We start from the raw sequence: 16,441 nt of genomic DNA on the forward strand, positions 1-16,441 counted from the left end.
TCGAGGTCAAGCCAAGCCGACGCATCCTCAGCCGCAGACCCTTGTGCGGTTTCCACACAAGGGTAGCCGGTATCGATCGGCGCGCTACGCAGCCTTCTTCGTCCGCGCCAGCGTATCCGCCACCACTTCGCCGAAGGAGGCAGGCGTCGGCACGATGGCGACGCCGGCTTCCTTCAGGATCTCGACCTTCTCCTGCGCCGACTCGCCGAAGGCGGAGATGATTGCGCCGGCGTGGCCCATGCGGCGGCCCTTCGGGGCGGACAGGCCGGCGATGTAGGCGATGAGCGGTTTGCGCATATTGTCGCGCGCCCAGATCGCGGCTTCGGCTTCCTGCGGGCCGCCGATCTCGCCGATCATCACCACGGCGTCGGTGTCGTCGTCGCGCTCGAAGAGCTGCAGAATGTCCTTGAAGGACGAGCCGTTGATGGGATCGCCGCCGATGCCGACGCTGGTCGACACGCCGATGCCCAGCGCCTTCATCTGCGAGGCGGCTTCGTAACCCAGCGTGCCGGAGCGGCCGACGATGCCGACGCGTCCAGGCAGATAGATGCTGCCCGRCATGATGCCCATCAGCGCTTGTCCGGGCGTGATGACGCCGGCGCAGTTCGGGCCGACCAGCCGCATACGGTCCTCGAAGCGGTAGCGGCGCATGTAGCGCTTGACCCGCATCATGTCCTGCGAGGGGATGCCGTCGGTGATGCAGACGCAGAGCTTTATGCCGGCATCCGCCGCCTCCATGATCGAATCGGCGGCGAAGGGCGGCGGCACGAAGACGATGCTCGCCTCGGCGCGGGTCTCGCGCACCGCACCCTTGACGGTGTTGAAGACGGGCAGGCCGAGATGCGTCTGGCCGCCCTTGCCGGGGGTGACGCCGCCGACCAGCTTGGTGCCGTAGCGCTTCATGTCGTCGGCATGGAAGCTGCCGATCTTGCCGGTGAACCCTTGCACGATCACGCGCGTGCTGCGGTTGAGCAGGATTGCCATTTCTCGACCTCCCTCAGGCTGCTTTTTTGTTCTTGGCGGCTTCACGCCAGGCGGCGACAGCCTTTTCGGCGGCTTCGGCCAGCGTGTCGGCGACGATCACGTTCTCGCCGGAATCGGCCAGGATCTTGCGGCCCTCCTCTACCTTGGTGCCGGAAAGGCGCACCACCAGCGGCACGTCGACGCCGACCTCGCGGATCGCCTTGATGACACCTTCGGCGACCCAGTCGCAGCGGTTGATGCCGGCGAAGATGTTGACCAGGATGGTCTCGACATTCTTGTCGCCAAGCACGGCGCGGAAGGATTTCGCCACCCGCTCCGGCGAGGCGCCGCCGCCGATGTCGAGGAAATTGGCCGGCTCGCCGCCGGCGATCTTGATCATGTCCATCGTCGCCATGGCGAGACCGGCGCCGTTGATGATGCAGCCGATATTGCCGTCGAGCCCGACATAGGAGAGGCCGCGGTCGCTGGCGAAAGTCTCGCGCGGGTCTTCCTGGCTCTTGTCGCGCAGCTCGGAGATTTCCGGACGCCGAAACAGCGCGTTCTCGTCGAACGACATCTTGGCGTCGAGCGCGACGAGGCTGYCGTCGCGCGTCACCACCAGCGGATTGATCTCCAGCATCGTGGCGTCGTAGTCGCGGAACACCCGGTAGCAGCCGAGGATGGTTTCGGTCGCCTTGCCGATCAGATTGTCCTCGAGCCCGAGCCCGAAGGCGATCTCGCGCGCCTGGAAGCGCTGCATGCCGACGCCCGGATCGACGGTGGCGCGGATGATCGAATCCGGCGCCGTCTCGGCGATCTCCTCGATCTCCATGCCGCCGGCGGCCGATGCCACGATCATGACGCGCTCTTCCTTGCGGTCGAGCACGAAGCCGAGATAGAGCTCCTGCGCGATGTCGACGGCTTCCTCGAGATAGAGGCGCGAGATCAGCTTGCCGCGCGGGCCGGTCTGCTGGGTCACCAGCTTGCGCCCGAGCATGGCTTCGGCCGCATTGGAAATCTCCTCGTCGTTCGAGCAGAGCTTGATGCCGCCGGCCTTGCCGCGCGCGCCAGAATGGACCTGCGCCTTCAGCACCCATTTCGAGCCGCCGATTTCGCGCGCACGGTAGGTCGCTTGTTCGGGGCTGTAGGCCAGCCCACCGCGCGGCACGTGCACGCCGTGGCGGGCGAGCAGTTCCTTGGCCTGGTATTCGTGGATGTCCATCTTGTCCTCCCGGTATTTTTAGTGCGCCGCGCCACGCACCTGGCTAGCGCGCTCGATCGCCTCGTTCACCACCAGCACGTTGCGCGCCATGCGTTCCGACGCAGCGTCGATCATCTTGCCGTCGAGCGCCGCGGCGCCCTTACCGGCCGCTTCCGCTTCCTTCAGCACCTCCAGGATGCGGCGCGCGCGGGTAACCTCCTTTTCCGGCGGTGAGAACACGTCGTTGGCGAGAGCGATCTGCGAAGGATGGATCGCCCATTTACCCTCGATGCCGAGCGCCGCGGCGCGTCTGGCGGCCGCCTTGTAGCCTTCGGGATCGGAGAAATCGCCGAACGGCCCGTCGATGGCACGCAGGCCATAGGCGCGGCAGGCGACCGTCATGCGCGACAAGGCGAAATGCCATTGGTCGCCGGGATAATCGGGGTTGAGCCCACCGATGTTGACGGTGCGCGCCTTGTTGGAGGCGGCATAGTCGGCGACGCCGAAATGCATCGCTTCGAGCCGGCCCGGCGTGGCGGCGATCGCCTCGACATTGGCCATGCCCAACGCCGTTTCGATCAAGGCTTCGAGGCCGACGCGGGTCTGGAAACCCTTGGCCATCTCGATCTGGTTGACCATGGCCTCGACCATATAGAGGTCGGCCGGCACGCCGACCTTCGGCACCAGTATGGTGTCCAGCCGGTCGCCGGCCTGTTCCATGACGTCGACGACGTCGCGGTACATGTAGTGGGTGTCGAGGCCGTTGATGCGCACCGAGACGGTCTTGCCCTTGGCGCGCCAGTCGATGTCGTTCAGCGCCTGGATGATGTTCTTGCGGGCGCGCTCCTTGTCGGGCGGCGCCACCRCGTCCTCGATGTCGAGGAAGACGAAGTCGGCGGCACTGTTCGCCGCCTTGTCGATCATCTCCGGGCTCGAACCCGGCACGGCGAGCTCGCTGCGCTGCAGCCGCAGTTTCTTCAGATGGTTGATGGTGTGGCTCATGGTCGGCTCCTCACGCAGCCTTGGCGACAGGCACGTCGGCCGTGCGGCGGAAATGCTCGATCGCCGCGGCCACGCCCGAACCCGGCGCCAGGCGCACGCCGCAATCGAGCAACGCCATTTCGGCCGCCGACAGCGAGGCGCAGACCATCACCTCGTTCAGCCAGCCGAGATGGCCGATGCGGAAGACCTTGCCGAACACCTTGTTGAGGCCGCCGCCGAGCGATGTCTTGTAGGCCTGGTAGGCGCGCTTGACGACGTCGCCGCTGTCGATGCCCTCCGGCACCAGGATGGCGCTGACCGTATCGGAATGCCATTTCGGCGCCCTGGCGCAGAGTTTCAGACCCCAGGCGTCGACCGCCTTGCGCACGCCTTCGGCCAGTCGATGATGGCGCGCGAAGATGTTGTCCAGCCCTTCCTCCTCGATCAGGTCGAGCGAGGCGCGCAGGCCGCGCAGCAGCTGCGTCGCCGGCGTGTAGGGGAAATAGCCGGCATCGTTGGCGCGGATCATGTCTTCGAAGGAGAAGTAGCAGCGCCGGTGCGTCGAAACCCGCGCGGCGGCAAGCGCCTTCTTGCTGACCGACAGGAAGCCGAGGCCGGCCGGCAGCATGAAGCCTTTTTGCGAGCCGGAGACGGCGCAGTCGACGCCCCATTCCTCCTGCCGGAAGTCGATCGAGCCGATCGAGGAGACGCCATCGACGAAGAGGAGGGCAGGATGGTTGGCAGCATCGAGCGCGGCGCGGCAGCCGGCGACGTCGCTGGTGACGCCTGTCGCGGTTTCGTTCTGCGTGCAGAACACCGCCTTGATGAGGTGCGCCTTGTCGGCTTTCAGCCGCTCTGCATAGAGCTCGAGCGGAACGCCCGTGCCCCATTCGCAGTCGATGACGTCGACATCGAAGCCAAGACGCTCGGCCATGTCGACCCACAGATGCGAGAACTGGCCGAAGCGCGACATGAGCACCTTGTCGCCGGGGCTGAGCACATTCGTCATCGCCGCTTCCCAGGCGCCGGTGCCGGAGGAGGGATAGATCAAGACACGGCCGGTCTCGTTCTTGAAAACTCGCTTGATGTCATCGAACAGCGGCAAGGTCAGGTCGGGGAAGGAGGCGGCGCGCATATCCTCCATCGGCAGGTTCATCGCCTGCCGGACTTGCTCGGGAATGTTGGTGGGCCCCGGGATGAAAAGATGCGTGAACCCAGCCATGCGCGAAACTCCTCCGATCGTTTGGGATAGTGGAGGCAGTTTCGTTTCGACGAGGCCCGGCAACAACACCTTGCCGGGTAAGTTGTTTGCTCTTGCGGGTGGGATGGTCCTACCCGATCAGCCTACCCGACGGGCGATTTGGGCGTGCGTTGTTTCTCGCTGGAATAGAGCGCGACGGCCATGGCGCGGTTGCGGACGTCCAGCTTGTCGTAGAGATTCTTCAGGTGGTACTTCACCGTGTTCTCGGAAATCCCGGTCCGCGTCGCGATCTGCAGATTGGTCCATCCGTCGGAGAGCACCGCCAGCAACTCCCGCTCGCGCACGGTGAGCCGGGACAACGGCGTGTCGTTGACCTTGTTGATGTCGATATAGGGAATGCAGATGCGGCCATGCGCGACCGCCAGGATCGTCTCGAAGATCACAGGCGGCTCGTCGAACTGGAAGCAGTAGCCTTGAGCGCCCAGGCGCACGCATTGCTTGAGAATGCCGATGTCGTGGTCGTTGGAAAAGATCGTGATGCGCACGCCAAGCTCGCGGCTCTGAACTTCCGTAAGCACATCGGCGCCATCCATGTCGGCGAGCTTCCAGCCGACGACGGCGACATCGAACTGCGTAGCGGCGGCCATATCGAGGAATTGCGCGCCGCTGTGCACGGAACCGAGCAAATCGAAACGGCCGTCGCATTCGAGCATTTCGCGCAGCGCCGAAACCACGAATGGATTGCGTTCGGCAACGACAACGCGAACGCGCCGCTCGGCAATTCCTCCGCTCGTCTTTCCAGACTTGATGTTCAAGGGCAGCGTTTGTCCTCGGAGCGTTTAGCGATGCGCTGATCCTGCTGGATCATCCATCACGACAATTCTGCCTCAATGGGGAAGGGGTGCTCTTTCCCCAGCGACATGCGCTGTCGCGCCGGCTGAAGCGATTGTCACGCCTGCGACTCGGATGCGCCGCACTGTTCCTGAGTGGTCGCGAGGCGAAGACAACGCCACATTTCCTTGGCTATTCCGCGCGCTAGAGCGACATCTTTCCAGGACGAATCCCATTGCCGCGCTATCTACCGAACAGGGTTTGGATTTCCCGAAAAGCGGTTTCCCCTTTTCGGGATCATGCACTAGACCTCATTTCGGGATTCCTCGTTGCGGGAGGCGCTGGTGGAAGGCCAGGACAGACAGACGACCGGCGCCGCGCCCGGCGAGGAGCATCACGCCGACATCTATGGCGAGGATGGCGCCGTACGCGCCTCCTTCCTTGCCCAGATCGGCGCGGCGATCGCCGACCGCGACACGATCACCCTCAAGCGCGAAGTCGATGACCTGCACCAGTCGGAACTCGGCGACGTGCTGGAGGCGCTTCACCCTGAACAGCGCCGCGCGCTGGTCGAATTGCTCGGCTCAGATTTCGACTTCTCCGCGCTGACCGAGGTCGACGAGGCGATCCGCCTCGACATCGTCGATAACCTACCCAACGAGCAGATCGCGCAAGCGGTGCAGGAGCTCGATTCCGACGACGCCGTCTACATTCTCGAGGACCTCGAGAAGGAAGACCAGGACGAGATCCTGTCGCAATTGCCTTTCACCGAGCGCATCAGGCTCAGACGCGCGCTGGACTATCCGGAAGAGACGGCCGGCCGGCGCATGCAGACCGAGTTCGTCGCCGTGCCGCCGTTCTGGACCATCGGCCAGACCATCGACTACATGCGCGAGGACAAGAACCTGCCCGAGCGCTTTAGCCAAATCTTCGTCATCGACCCGAGCTTCAAGCTGGTCGGCGCCATCGACCTCGACCAGATCCTGCGCACCAAACGCGCGGTCAAGGTCGAGGAGGTCATGCATGAAACCTTGCACGCGATCCCGGCCACGATGGATCAGGAAGAGGCGGCCCGCGAGTTCGAGCAATACAATTTGCTCTCCGCCGCCGTGGTCGACGAGAACGGGCGGCTGGTCGGCGTGCTCACCATCGACGACGTGGTCGACGTCATCCAGGAGGAGGCGGAGGAGGACCTTCTGCGCATGGGCGGCGTCGGCGACGAAGAACTGTCCGACACGGTGCTCGCCACCTCGCGCTCGCGCGTGCCCTGGCTGCTGGTCAATCTGCTGACCGCTTTCCTCGCCGCCTCGGTCATCGGCCTGTTCGACCGCACGATCGAGCATATCGTGGCGCTGGCGGTGCTGATGCCGATCGTCGCCGGCATGGGCGGCAATGCCGGCTCGCAAACCATGACCGTCACCGTGCGCGCGCTGGCGACCAGGGACCTCGATATCTACAACGCCGCGCGCATCATCCGCCGCGAGTTGGGTGTCGGCTTCATCAACGGCATGGTGTTCGCGGTGCTGATCGGCATGGTCGCGGGCTTCTGGTTCCACGACCCCAATCTGGGGGGCATCATCGCGGCGGCAATGATCATCAACATGTTTGCCGCCGCGCTTGCCGGCATCCTCATCCCGCTGGTGCTCGACCGTTTCAAGATCGATCCGGCTGTGGCCTCGGCGGTCTTCGTCACGACGGTTACGGACTGCGTCGGCTTCTTTGCCTTCCTCGGACTGGCGACATGGTGGTTTAGAGTGCCCTAAATCACCACGGCCGCGTTAATTGACTTTTACGTAAATGCCGTGCGAGGTTGCCGCGGGGTCACGTGCCGATTCCGGCGCTGCATGGGTATCACCGGAGGGAAGGGCGACGCTTAAGGAGGCGATGCCCGGGCTTGGGAGCAGGAATGCGGGAATATTATACGATCACCGAGCTGACGCGTGAGTTCGACGTGTCGACGCGGACGTTGCGTTTTTACGAGGACGAGGGGCTGGTGCAGCCTGTGAGGCGCGGCCGCACGCGGTTGTTTCGGCCGTCCGACAGGCATCTCATCCGTCAGATCATGCGGGGAAAAAGGCTCGGCTTCTCGATCAACGAGATCCGCGAGATCATCCAGATGTACAAGGAGCCGCCCGGCGAGGTCGGCCAGCTCAAGCTGATGATCAAACGCATCGAGGAAAAGCGCGAGGACCTGCGCCAGAAGCGGCGTGATCTGGAAGAGACGCTGGCCGAGCTCGACCAGGCCGAGGAGTCGTGCGTGGAGCGGCTGGCTGAGCTGGGTGTGAATACCTAGGCGCGATGAGCCGGAGACTTGCAGGGCAACTATCGCAGACGTTCGAGATTAGCCGGTGCCTCTCAGCTTCGTCATCCACGGGCGGAGCGGGAGCGAAGCGGACGCGGAGACCCGAGGATCCATTCCGTGACCTTAGCCGACGAATGCAACGGAGTAGAATTCTGCACCGTGGCGACGCCTTGACGTCACGGAATGGATTCTAGGGTCTGCGCGCGTCGCTTCGCTCCTTGCTCCGCCCTAGAATGACGAAGTCGCGGATGCCCCTGCCAATCGCCGAGGTGTGCGGTCTGATCACACCAAGCAGCCGTCATCGCGGCAGCCGCCTCAAATCCAGCGCCGCACCCTTTTTGCATAGTCGCGGTATTTCTTGCCGAACTTCGCCGCCAGGATCTTTTCCTCCTTCTCGATCGCCAGCTTTTGCGTGGCGAAAGCGGCGAGGAAGGCAAAGAGCAGGAACCAGGCGATGCCGGTGATGAAGGCGACGCCGATCAAAAGCAGCGTGTTGGCGAGATACATCGGATTGCGGGTGATGCCGAAGGGGCCCGACGTCACCAGATGATCGGGCTCGGCGTTGGGGTCGAGCGTCGTCTTGGCCCTGAACATGGTGCGGATCGCGGTGATCCACAGCATGGCGACGCCGAACAGCGCCACCCAGCCGACGCCGAACAACAGATCGCCGAAGATGTCGCCGATCCAGGGCAGCGGGTAGAGTATGCCGAGGGCGACGCTCGCCGCAATCGCCACGACATAGATCACCGGCGGCCAGGGAATGATCCCGTGTCTGGGCTTCACGATGCCCGTCATTGCTGCCCTCCCTCCACCTGGTCCTCGGTCGCGGCGGTGCAGGTTTCCGCGAGGTCGGCCAGATGCGATTTCCAGACGCTGGACTGGTCGTTGGCGTAGAGCTTGTCGAGAGACCCTTCGCCCTTCAGCGTATCCAACATGCAGCCACAATAGCTCGTACAGAACTTGCTGTCCCGCTGCTGTTCGCACTGCGCCTGGCAAGCCGGCAGGAAGCCGGCTTCCTTGTCCTGYGGGGCGGCGGGCATGACCTGCGAGAAAAGCCACACCGAGCCGAACAGAAGCGGCTGGTGGATGAGGTAGAAGGCGAGGCTGTGCCGGCCGATGAAGGTCAGCGGGTTCGACCAGCGGCCGGGCAGCCATGCCCCCAGGCGGGCGAGCAGGCCTGTGGCGGAAGCGAGCTTGACCGCGGCGATGCCCGCAAGCACGGCGCCAAACCACGGGAAAAGCGGCACATAGTCGTTGGACCGCGGGTTGGTCGCGGAAAGGCCGACCCACCACAGCGCCGGATGGTCGAAGAATTCCGAGCGCAGATAGTAGGGGGCTGCAATGACCGCCGCGGCAATGATCGCCGTCAGCAGCCAGGGCAGCCTGAGAAAGGCGAGGCCGAGCAGGCTCGCCAGCGCGATCTCGTGCAGGATGCCGAAGAAGATGAAACCGTCCGGCGTGACGATGTAGGTGACGGCCGAGATAGCGGCCGCGGCGACTGCGACCATGGCGAAGCGCTTCCAGAAGCCCGGCCAGCGGATTTGCTTGCCATGGGCGAGGAAGAGGCTGACGCCGACCAGGAACAGGAAGGTCGAGGCAATGCAGCGCGCGTAGAACTTCCACCAGCCGAAGGCGGTGAGCGCGGGCGTCGTGTAGCCGAAATTTTCGAGATCCCAGGTGAAGTGGTAGCTCGCCATCGCGATCAGCGCGATGCCGCGCAGGATATCGATGGCCTGGATGCGGCCCTGCTTTTGGGTGTCCTGAACGGGTTCGCCGGTCGTTTGAACGCTCATTGATCTCGCAATCCGATTCAGTCCTGCCGAACGACTATCACGGTTCGAGCCGACGACATAAGCAGGCGGCCATCAATGCGTTTCATGGCAGCCATGAAATTCCGCTTTAGGCCAGAGGCGGAAAGCCTTTGGCAGGCTTCGCTTTTCGGCCTCTCCGGGTCGGTTTCCTGCTACTGGCCGGCGGCTGGTCCGGCCAGATTTGACAAAGTTTGGATGCATGTCGTTGCCCCAGAACCGCAGCACACTTCTGGCGACATGCATTGTGATTCACGTCCCGGAGGGCCGATGTCCACCCATGTGCGCCATCCGATCTGGCTTCCGGCCCTGCGGCCGGCGGATGCCCGCACCTTCGCCTCGCTCTATGCGGTGGAATCCTTCGCCCGGGCCACGATCTCCAGCGTGATCCCGATCCAGGCCTACGAGATCCTGCACAACGAGCGGATCGTCTCGATCCTCTACACCATCGTGTCCCTGATGGGCCTTTCGGTCACGCTCTTCATGCCGATGCTGATCCGCCGCTTCGCGCGGCGCTGGGTCTACACGGCCGGCTGCGTGCTGCTGGCGATCGGCTCCGCGTTCTTCGTCACCCATACGCTGCCTGGTCAGATTGCCGGCATGCTGTGCCGCGTCATGGGGGCGAGCGCGCTGTCGATCACGCTCAACCTCTACATCATGGACCACATCCGCAAGACCGACTTCATGCAGGCGGAATCGCTGCGCATGGCTTGGTCGATGTTTGCCTGGACGGGCGGGCCGACGCTCGGCATCTTCCTCTACACACATTTCGGCATCTATGCCGCGCATGGCGCGGTCGCGGTGTTTGCGTTCGCGCTGCTTTGCCTGTTCTGGTTCTATCGGCTGAGCGACAACCGGTCGATCCGGCCTGGCGGCAAGACGCGCCCGGCCAATCCGCTCGCCAATATCGGCCGCTTCGTGAAGCAACCGAGGCTCAGGCTTGCCTGGCTGATCGCTTTCGGTCGGTCCTGCTTCTGGACGACCTTCTTCGTTTACGGCCCGCTGTTCATGGTGATCACCGGCCAGGGCGAGCTCGCCGGCGGCTTGCTGGTTTCGGCCGGCAACGCGCTCCTCTTCGTGGCGATCTTCTGGGGCAGGGCCGGCAAACGCTTCGGTGGAAGGCGCGTCATGACTTTCGCCTATTTCGCCATGTCGGCCGTGCTGTTCGCCGCAGGCGGCGTCGGCGAGGCCGCGCCGCTGCTCACCGGCGCGCTGCTGCTCTGCGGCGCCTTGTTCACCATCGCGCTCGACGCGCTCGGCTCGACCGCCTTCATGCGCTCGGTGCGTTCTTACGAGAAGGCGCAGATGGCGGCGGTCTACCGCACCTATCTCGATTTCTCCGAGCTGACGCCGCCGCTCGTCTATTCGGTCGTGCTTACCTTCTTCGGGCTGGGATCGGTGTTCGTCACGCTCGGCATCCTGGCCGCCTTCTGCGGCTTCGTCACTTGGCGCTATCTGCCGAAGGCGTTTTAATCGGCGACCGGCTTCAGCCCCGACGTCATCCCCTCTTGCAGTCCGCGCAAAAGTGAATAGCATTCTGTTTTGATGCAGGGGGCGTTTCGCACCTGCGTCTAACAATGAATGGGGAACACAGGAGCTTCATATGACCAGGCGTGCATTGCTGACAGCAGCGTGCGTTGCGACTGCTCTATCTGTCGTGTCGTCTTCCGCCCGAGCGCAGGACAAACCGGTCTTTGGTTTGGTGATGTCCTTCAGCGGCTGGTTCCAGCCGATCGATGCGGACACGATTGCCGGTGCCAAGCTGGCCGTCGATGACATCAATGCGGCCGGCGGCGTGCTGGGACAGCCGATCGAGACCGTCGAGTTCGACAACAAATCGGAGCCGCAACTCGGCGCCGACGGAGCGATCGACGTGATCGACAAAGGCGCCAAGGCGATCCTTTTTCCGTCGGACTTCGATTTCGGCGCGCCGGGCGCGTTCGTCGCGCAGCAGAAGAATGTCGTTGCCTTCTCGGCGGCGTCGGACCCGAAGTTCGGCGTGCAGGGCATCGGCCCGCTTGCCTACTCCGTCTCCAATGCCGGCCAGGCGCAGGGCGCATTGATGGCGGAATGGGCTTACAACAAGAAGGGCTGGAAGAAGGCCTATGTGCTGCTCGACAACACCATTTCCTACACCAAGTCGCTTTGCGGGAGCTTCGCCGAGCGCTGGAAGGAAATAGCCGGCGCTGAAGGTTTGCTCGGCCAGGATACTTTCCTCAATGGCGACGCCTCCATCGCCGCGCAGGTGACCCGCATTACCGGTCTTGCGGAGAAACCGGACCTTGTCTTCCTCTGCTCCTATGCACCGGGCGGACCGAGCGCTATCCGCCAGATGCGAGCGGCCGGCATCGAAGCCGCAGTGATGACCGGGGAGTCCATGGACGGTGACTACTGGATCGGCAGCGTTCCCGGCCTCAGCAACTTCTACGTCGTGAACTACGGCTCCAAATATGGCGACGATCCCGACCCCGACGTAAACGCCTTCTTCGAGCGCTTCGAGAAGAAATACGGCAAGAAGGCTGATGTCTCTTATGGTCTGCGCGGCTATTCCGCAGTCCAGGCCTGGGCGAAGGCGGCCAACAAGGCGGGCTCGCTCGATGGCGACAAGGTGGCCGCGGTGCTCAATACCTTCGACAAGGAGCCACTGGTTCTCGGCCCGACGACCTGGACCGCCGACCGCCATATCGAGACGACGCGCCCGATGGCGATAATCGGCGTGCAAAACGGGAAGTTCGCCGCCGAGGGTCGTTTCTCGGTCGAGAAGTTCCCGCAGTTCTGACAATATTGCCCGGATTGGGAGGCGAGAGCCTTGAAACTCGCGGCCGAACGCGTGTCTGTCCGCTTTGGCGGGCTGGTGGCGAATGACGATGTGTCGCTCGCCATCGCGCCCGGCGAGGTGCTTGGCCTGATCGGGCCGAACGGCGCCGGCAAGACCACGCTGGTCAATATGTTGTCTGGCTTCCAGCGGCCGCACTCAGGTGCGATCACGCTGGCCGGCCGCGACATGACGGGGCGCAGACCGCGCGCCTTCGCTCGCGCCGGCATCGTGCGCAGCTTTCAGGCGGTGCGGCTCTTCCGGGGGCTCACTGTCTCCGAGAATGTCGAGGTTGGCCTTGTCGCGTGCGGTGTCGGCCGCGCAGAAGCGAGACGGCGGGTACGCACGCTGCTAGCTGATTTCGACCTCCTCCATCGCGCGGCACAGCCGGCGAGCGCGCTGAGCTACGGCGAGGAGCGCCGAGCCGGCCTGGCGCGCGCGCTGGCGCTCGCGCCGCGTTTCCTTTTGCTCGATGAACCTGCGGCCGGACTGGCGGCGGCGGAAGCCGAGGAACTGAAGCGCGCGATCCTTTCGATCCGCGACCGCTACGGCTGCGGCATCCTTGTCATCGAACACAACATGGCGCTGGTGATGAGCCTCTGCGACCGCATCCATGTGCTGGGCGGCGGCAAAACGATCGCGTCAGGACAGCCCGACGAGATCATGGCCGATCCGGCCGTGCGCACCGCTTATCTGGGCCGCGCCGCCGCATGAAAGCAACTCCCTATCTCACGTCGCCGGGCGGACGGCTGGTCGAACTTAGCGGTCTGGTCATCCGGTATGGCGCTATCGCCGCCGTGCAAGGCGTCGACCTGGCCGTCGATGCCGGTGAAGCCGTTGCCATCGTCGGACCGAATGGCGCCGGCAAGACCTCGCTCCTGTCGGCAATCGCAGGCATCGTCCGCCCCTCGGCCGGCTCGATCCGCATTGCCGCCAAGCCGCTCGCCGGCATCGCGCTTTCCGATGTCGTGCGCCAGGGCATCGCACTGGTTCCCGAGGGGCGCAACATCTTCGGCAGCCTGACCGTGATGGAGAATCTCCGCCTCGGCACAACGCCGAGATGCGACGCGTCGGTCTCCGCCGACATCGACCGTGTGTTTACCGACTTCCCGATCCTCGGCGAGCGCCGCGATCAGCCGGCAGGCCAGCTTTCCGGCGGCGAGCAGCAGATGCTGGCCATAGCCCGCGCGATGCTCTCCAGGCCGCGCCTGCTGATGCTAGACGAACCCTCGCTTGGGCTTGCGCCCAACATCGTCGACAAGGTCTACGACATCTTGCGCCAGATACGCAGCCAGGGCGTGTCGCTGCTTCTGGTCGAGCAGAACGCGGCGCGCGCCTTTGCGCTTGCCGACCGCGCCTGCGTCATGAGCCGTGGGACTTTCACTCTTACCGGCACGCCGGCGGAGATCGAGCGCCACGAGGCTTTCGATGCGGCCTATTTTGGCGTCGCCATGGCGAAAGCGGGAATGGCATGATCGGGCAGGCAATCCAGGTTCTTGTCGACGCGGTCAGTGTCGGAGGGCTCTATGCGCTCACCGCGCTCGGCATCGGCCTTATCTTCGGGGTGATGCGCCTCATCAACTTCGCGCACGCGCAGCTCATCATGATCGCGGGCTACGCTGTGCTCCTCTTCTTCGCCCAATCAGTGGTGCTTGCGGTGCTCGGTRCCGTCGGCGGCGCGGTGCTGCTGGCCCTTCTCGTCGAGCGCATGGCCTTCCGCCCCTTGCGCGGCGCCGACCCGGCGACACTGCTGATTGCCTCCTTTGCGGTCAATTTCCTTATCGAGAAGGTGATGATCATGCTGGTCGGTTCCCGGCCGAAGGGCGTGGACTTCCTGCCGATGCTCGCGGGCCAGGTCGAGGTCGCGGGCGTCAGGCTGCAGCTTCTCCAACTCGTCACAATCCTTGTCAGCGTCTTGCTCCTGGTGGCGACGACCTGGTTCTTGAAATCGACCCGACTCGGCCTCGAAATGCGTGCTGCCGCCGAGAACTTCCGCATGGCAGAGGTGCTCGGCATCCGCGCCAATCGCGTCATCGCCTCCGCTTTCGCCATCAGCGGGTTGCTCGCCGCGGCGGTCGCTTGCCTGTTCGTCGCCCAGACCGGGCTAGTGCAACCGCGCATGGGGCTGCAACTGGTCATCATTGCCTTTGTCGGCACCGTCATTGGCGGGCTGGGCAGCCTTCCAGGCGCCGCCTTTGGCGGATTTCTCGTCGGTGTTGCCACGATCCTGCTGGAGGCGTTGCTGCCACCCGAGCTGCGCGTCTTTCGCGAAGCCTTCCTTTTCCTGGCCGTCGCTGTCGTGCTGATCTTCCGGCCGCAAGGCCTGATCCCGGCACGTGGCCTCGCGGGGCGCATCTGATGACCACGCTTCCCACCGTTGCCGCAAGCGAGAGCGCCGGCCGCCGCTGGCTTCCACTCGTCGCCCCGATCATCGTGGTACTTGCGCTTGCCGGCGCGGCCGAATTCGCACCGATCGTCATGCAGAGGCGCATCACCCAGGGGCTCATCAACCTCGTCGCGGTGGTCGGGCTCTATGTCTTCGTCGGCAATTCCGGCGTGCTCTCCTTCGGCAATGTCGCGTTCATGGCGATCGGCGCCTATGTCTCTGCCCTGGTGACCATGCCGGCGGCCGCGAAGAGCGTCTTCCTGCCCGATCTGCCCGCCTTGCTTGCCGCCGCCGAATGGCCCGTGCTGGCCGGCGCGCTGGCGGGCGGAGCATCCGCCGCTCTCGTCGCGCTGGTCGCCGGCTTTCCACTGATGCGCCTTTCCGGCATTTCCGCGAGCATCGCCACTTTCGCCATCCTGGTCGTGACCTATGTCGTGCTCGGCAACTGGACCTCGGTGACCGGCGGCCAGAACTCGCTGATGGGATTGCCGATCTATGTCGGCCTGTGGACCGCCGCCGGCTGGGCGGTCGCCGCGATCGTCGTCGCCTTCCTACACCAGGAATCGCGCTCTGGCCTGCTGCTCAGGGCCTCACGCGAGGACGAGGTCGCCGCCATAGCCTCCGGCGTCCACATGGTTTTGCATCGGCTCGCGGCCTTCGTCGTCAGCGCGTTCCTCTCCGGCATCGCCGGCGTGCTGCTTGCTCATTTCCTCGGCACGGTCAGGGTCGAGACCTTCTACCTCGACTTAACCTTCCTCATCATCGCCATGCTGGTGATCGGCGGCATGCGAAGCCTGACCGGCGCGGTTGCCGGGGCGATCGTCATTACCGCGCTCACCGAGCTGATGCGCCAGGCCGAGGTCGGCGTCACGATCGGAACGACGACTTTCGCCGCTCCGGGCGGGCTCGGCGACGTGCTTCTGGCGCTGCTGATGCTCCTCATCATTCTCTTCCGCCCGGACGGCATAGCCGGCGGCCGGGAGATTTCGTGGCCGTTCCGGTCATCTGTCGCCGCTCCGGAAATCCAGTCGAGGAAACTGCAATGACCGATAATCTGCCGCCCGAGGTCGATCCCAACGAAACGACGGAGGTCGCGCCAGGCGTTTACGTCATCGGCGATCGTCGCGTGCCGCTGGTGCCCAATATCGGCATCGTGCTCGGCAAGGACGCCGCGCTCGTTGTCGATACCGGCATGGGGCCGGAGAATGGCTGCAGGGTCCTGGATGTCGCGAGGCGCCTTGCGGGCGACCGAAAACTCATCTTGACGCTCACGCATTTCCATCCCGAGCATGGTTTCGGCGCCCAGGCCTTCAAGGGCGCGGCAACCATCCTCTACAACAGCGCTCAGCGTGACGAACTGGCCGCAAAGGGGGCTGCTTATCTTGGCATGTTCCGCGGCTTTGGTCCCGGCGTCGCCGCCGCGCTCGAAGGCACCGCGCTCGTCATGCCGGACGAGGTCTACGAGGGGCCGTCAAAGACGATCGATCTTGGCGGCCGCGGGGTGACCCTCAGCACATACGGCCTCGCGCATACCAGGGGCGACCAGGTCGTAAGCGTCGACGACGCAGGCGTCGTCTTCGTCGGTGATCTCGCCGAGGAGCGCATTTTCCCTATCTTCCCCTGGTTCCCCCCTGACGATGCGGACATCGATGCCGACAACTGGGCGTCCGTGCTCGCTGCGATCGAGGCGAAAGGGCCTAAAATCGTCGTTCCCGGTCATGGCTCGGTCGGCGGCGTCGAGATCCTGTCGGCCGTGCGCGGCTATATGCTCGACCTCGGATCGCGCGTCGCCGCCGAGTTGAAGGCCGGCAAGGGCGCGGACGAGATTGTCGCCACCCTCGGCCCTCGGGTGCGCGCCCAGCATCCCACCTGGGACGCGCCGGAATGGATCGATTTCGCCATACGCTATTTCGCCGCGAAGGCTTGAGGCGGGCTTCGCCAGCGACGGTATGA

16 protein-coding genes are annotated in these 16,441 nt (G+C 64.4%); 9 read left to right on the plus strand and 7 right to left on the minus strand.

What is annotated here, in order from left to right:
- Positions 1–84: 84 nt before the first annotated feature.
- The 5 genes from sucD to LCM4577_RS28185 form a co-directional block, all read right to left on the minus strand.
- Entirely contained in the window at positions 85–984 is a 900-nt protein-coding gene (gene sucD, locus LCM4577_RS28165) for a succinate--CoA ligase subunit alpha (protein ID WP_071074303.1), read from the minus strand.
- 13 nt (positions 985–997) lie between these two features.
- On the minus strand, positions 998–2,185 hold the full coding sequence (locus tag LCM4577_RS28170; RefSeq protein ID WP_071074304.1) for a malate--CoA ligase subunit beta: 1,188 nt from the start codon (positions 2,183–2,185) through the stop codon (positions 998–1,000).
- 18 nt (positions 2,186–2,203) lie between these two features.
- Entirely contained in the window at positions 2,204–3,166 is a 963-nt protein-coding gene (locus tag LCM4577_RS28175; RefSeq protein WP_071074305.1) for a CoA ester lyase, read from the minus strand.
- A gap of 10 nt (positions 3,167–3,176) precedes the next feature.
- Positions 3,177–4,367 (minus strand): aminotransferase class V-fold PLP-dependent enzyme, encoded by a 1,191-nt coding sequence (locus tag LCM4577_RS28180; protein WP_071074306.1) that lies wholly within the window; start codon positions 4,365–4,367, stop codon positions 3,177–3,179.
- Between the two features lie 122 nt (positions 4,368–4,489).
- Positions 4,490–5,161 carry a response regulator transcription factor gene (locus LCM4577_RS28185; protein WP_073985920.1) on the minus strand — a complete coding sequence of 224 codons (672 nt, stop codon included), beginning with the start codon at positions 5,159–5,161 and terminating at the stop codon, positions 4,490–4,492.
- A gap of 360 nt (positions 5,162–5,521) precedes the next feature.
- On the opposite strand from LCM4577_RS28185, the gene mgtE reads away from it, so the two are divergent.
- Both mgtE and LCM4577_RS28195 read left to right on the plus strand, forming a co-directional pair.
- Positions 5,522–6,940 carry a magnesium transporter gene (gene mgtE, locus LCM4577_RS28190; RefSeq protein ID WP_041012222.1) on the plus strand — a complete coding sequence of 473 codons (1,419 nt, stop codon included), beginning with the start codon at positions 5,522–5,524 and terminating at the stop codon, positions 6,938–6,940.
- 143 nt (positions 6,941–7,083) lie between these two features.
- Positions 7,084–7,470 carry a MerR family DNA-binding transcriptional regulator gene (locus LCM4577_RS28195; RefSeq protein ID WP_027168973.1) on the plus strand — a complete coding sequence of 129 codons (387 nt, stop codon included), beginning with the start codon at positions 7,084–7,086 and terminating at the stop codon, positions 7,468–7,470.
- Positions 7,471–7,794: 324 nt separating this feature from the next.
- Here the strand turns inward: LCM4577_RS28195 and LCM4577_RS28200 are convergent, their stop codons facing one another.
- Entirely contained in the window at positions 7,795–8,274 is a 480-nt protein-coding gene (locus LCM4577_RS28200) for an isoprenylcysteine carboxylmethyltransferase family protein (protein ID WP_071074307.1), read from the minus strand.
- Positions 8,271–9,272, minus strand: a complete 1,002-nt coding sequence (locus tag LCM4577_RS28205; protein ID WP_071031537.1) for a heparan-alpha-glucosaminide N-acetyltransferase — start codon at positions 9,270–9,272, stop codon at positions 8,271–8,273. Before LCM4577_RS28205 ends, LCM4577_RS28200 begins: the two co-directional genes overlap by 4 nt.
- Before the next feature lie 285 nt (positions 9,273–9,557).
- Between LCM4577_RS28205 and LCM4577_RS28210 the strand changes: the two genes are divergently transcribed.
- The 7 genes from LCM4577_RS28210 (at position 9,558) to LCM4577_RS28240 (ending at position 16,415) form a co-directional block, all read left to right on the plus strand.
- Complete coding sequence (locus LCM4577_RS28210) at positions 9,558–10,760, plus strand: MFS transporter (protein WP_071074308.1); 1,203 nt, start codon at positions 9,558–9,560, stop codon at positions 10,758–10,760.
- 232 nt (positions 10,761–10,992) lie between these two features.
- Positions 10,993–12,066: an ABC transporter substrate-binding protein gene (locus tag LCM4577_RS28215; protein WP_157900510.1), complete on the plus strand. Its 1,074-nt coding sequence runs from the start codon at positions 10,993–10,995 to the stop codon at positions 12,064–12,066.
- A gap of 30 nt (positions 12,067–12,096) precedes the next feature.
- Positions 12,097–12,816: an ABC transporter ATP-binding protein gene (locus LCM4577_RS28220; protein ID WP_071074310.1), complete on the plus strand. Its 720-nt coding sequence runs from the start codon at positions 12,097–12,099 to the stop codon at positions 12,814–12,816.
- The gene (locus LCM4577_RS28225; RefSeq protein ID WP_116390191.1) at positions 12,813–13,577 is read left to right on the plus strand and encodes an ABC transporter ATP-binding protein; all 765 of its coding nucleotides are present in this window, start codon (positions 12,813–12,815) and stop codon (positions 13,575–13,577) included. The genes LCM4577_RS28220 and LCM4577_RS28225 overlap by 4 nt, the downstream gene beginning before the upstream one ends.
- Entirely contained in the window at positions 13,574–14,461 is an 888-nt protein-coding gene (locus tag LCM4577_RS28230) for a branched-chain amino acid ABC transporter permease (protein ID WP_071074311.1), read from the plus strand. The genes LCM4577_RS28225 and LCM4577_RS28230 overlap by 4 nt, the downstream gene beginning before the upstream one ends.
- Positions 14,461–15,534, plus strand: coding sequence for a branched-chain amino acid ABC transporter permease (locus tag LCM4577_RS28235; protein ID WP_071074312.1), 1,074 nt, complete (start codon positions 14,461–14,463; stop codon positions 15,532–15,534). Before LCM4577_RS28230 ends, LCM4577_RS28235 begins: the two co-directional genes overlap by 1 nt.
- Positions 15,531–16,415, plus strand: coding sequence for an MBL fold metallo-hydrolase (locus LCM4577_RS28240; protein ID WP_071074313.1), 885 nt, complete (start codon positions 15,531–15,533; stop codon positions 16,413–16,415). Before LCM4577_RS28235 ends, LCM4577_RS28240 begins: the two co-directional genes overlap by 4 nt.
- Positions 16,416–16,441 lie beyond the last annotated feature (26 nt).

The sequence above is a fragment of the Mesorhizobium sp. LCM 4577 genome, assembly GCF_001854795.2.
GTDB lineage: Bacteria > Pseudomonadota > Alphaproteobacteria > Rhizobiales > Rhizobiaceae > Mesorhizobium > Mesorhizobium plurifarium.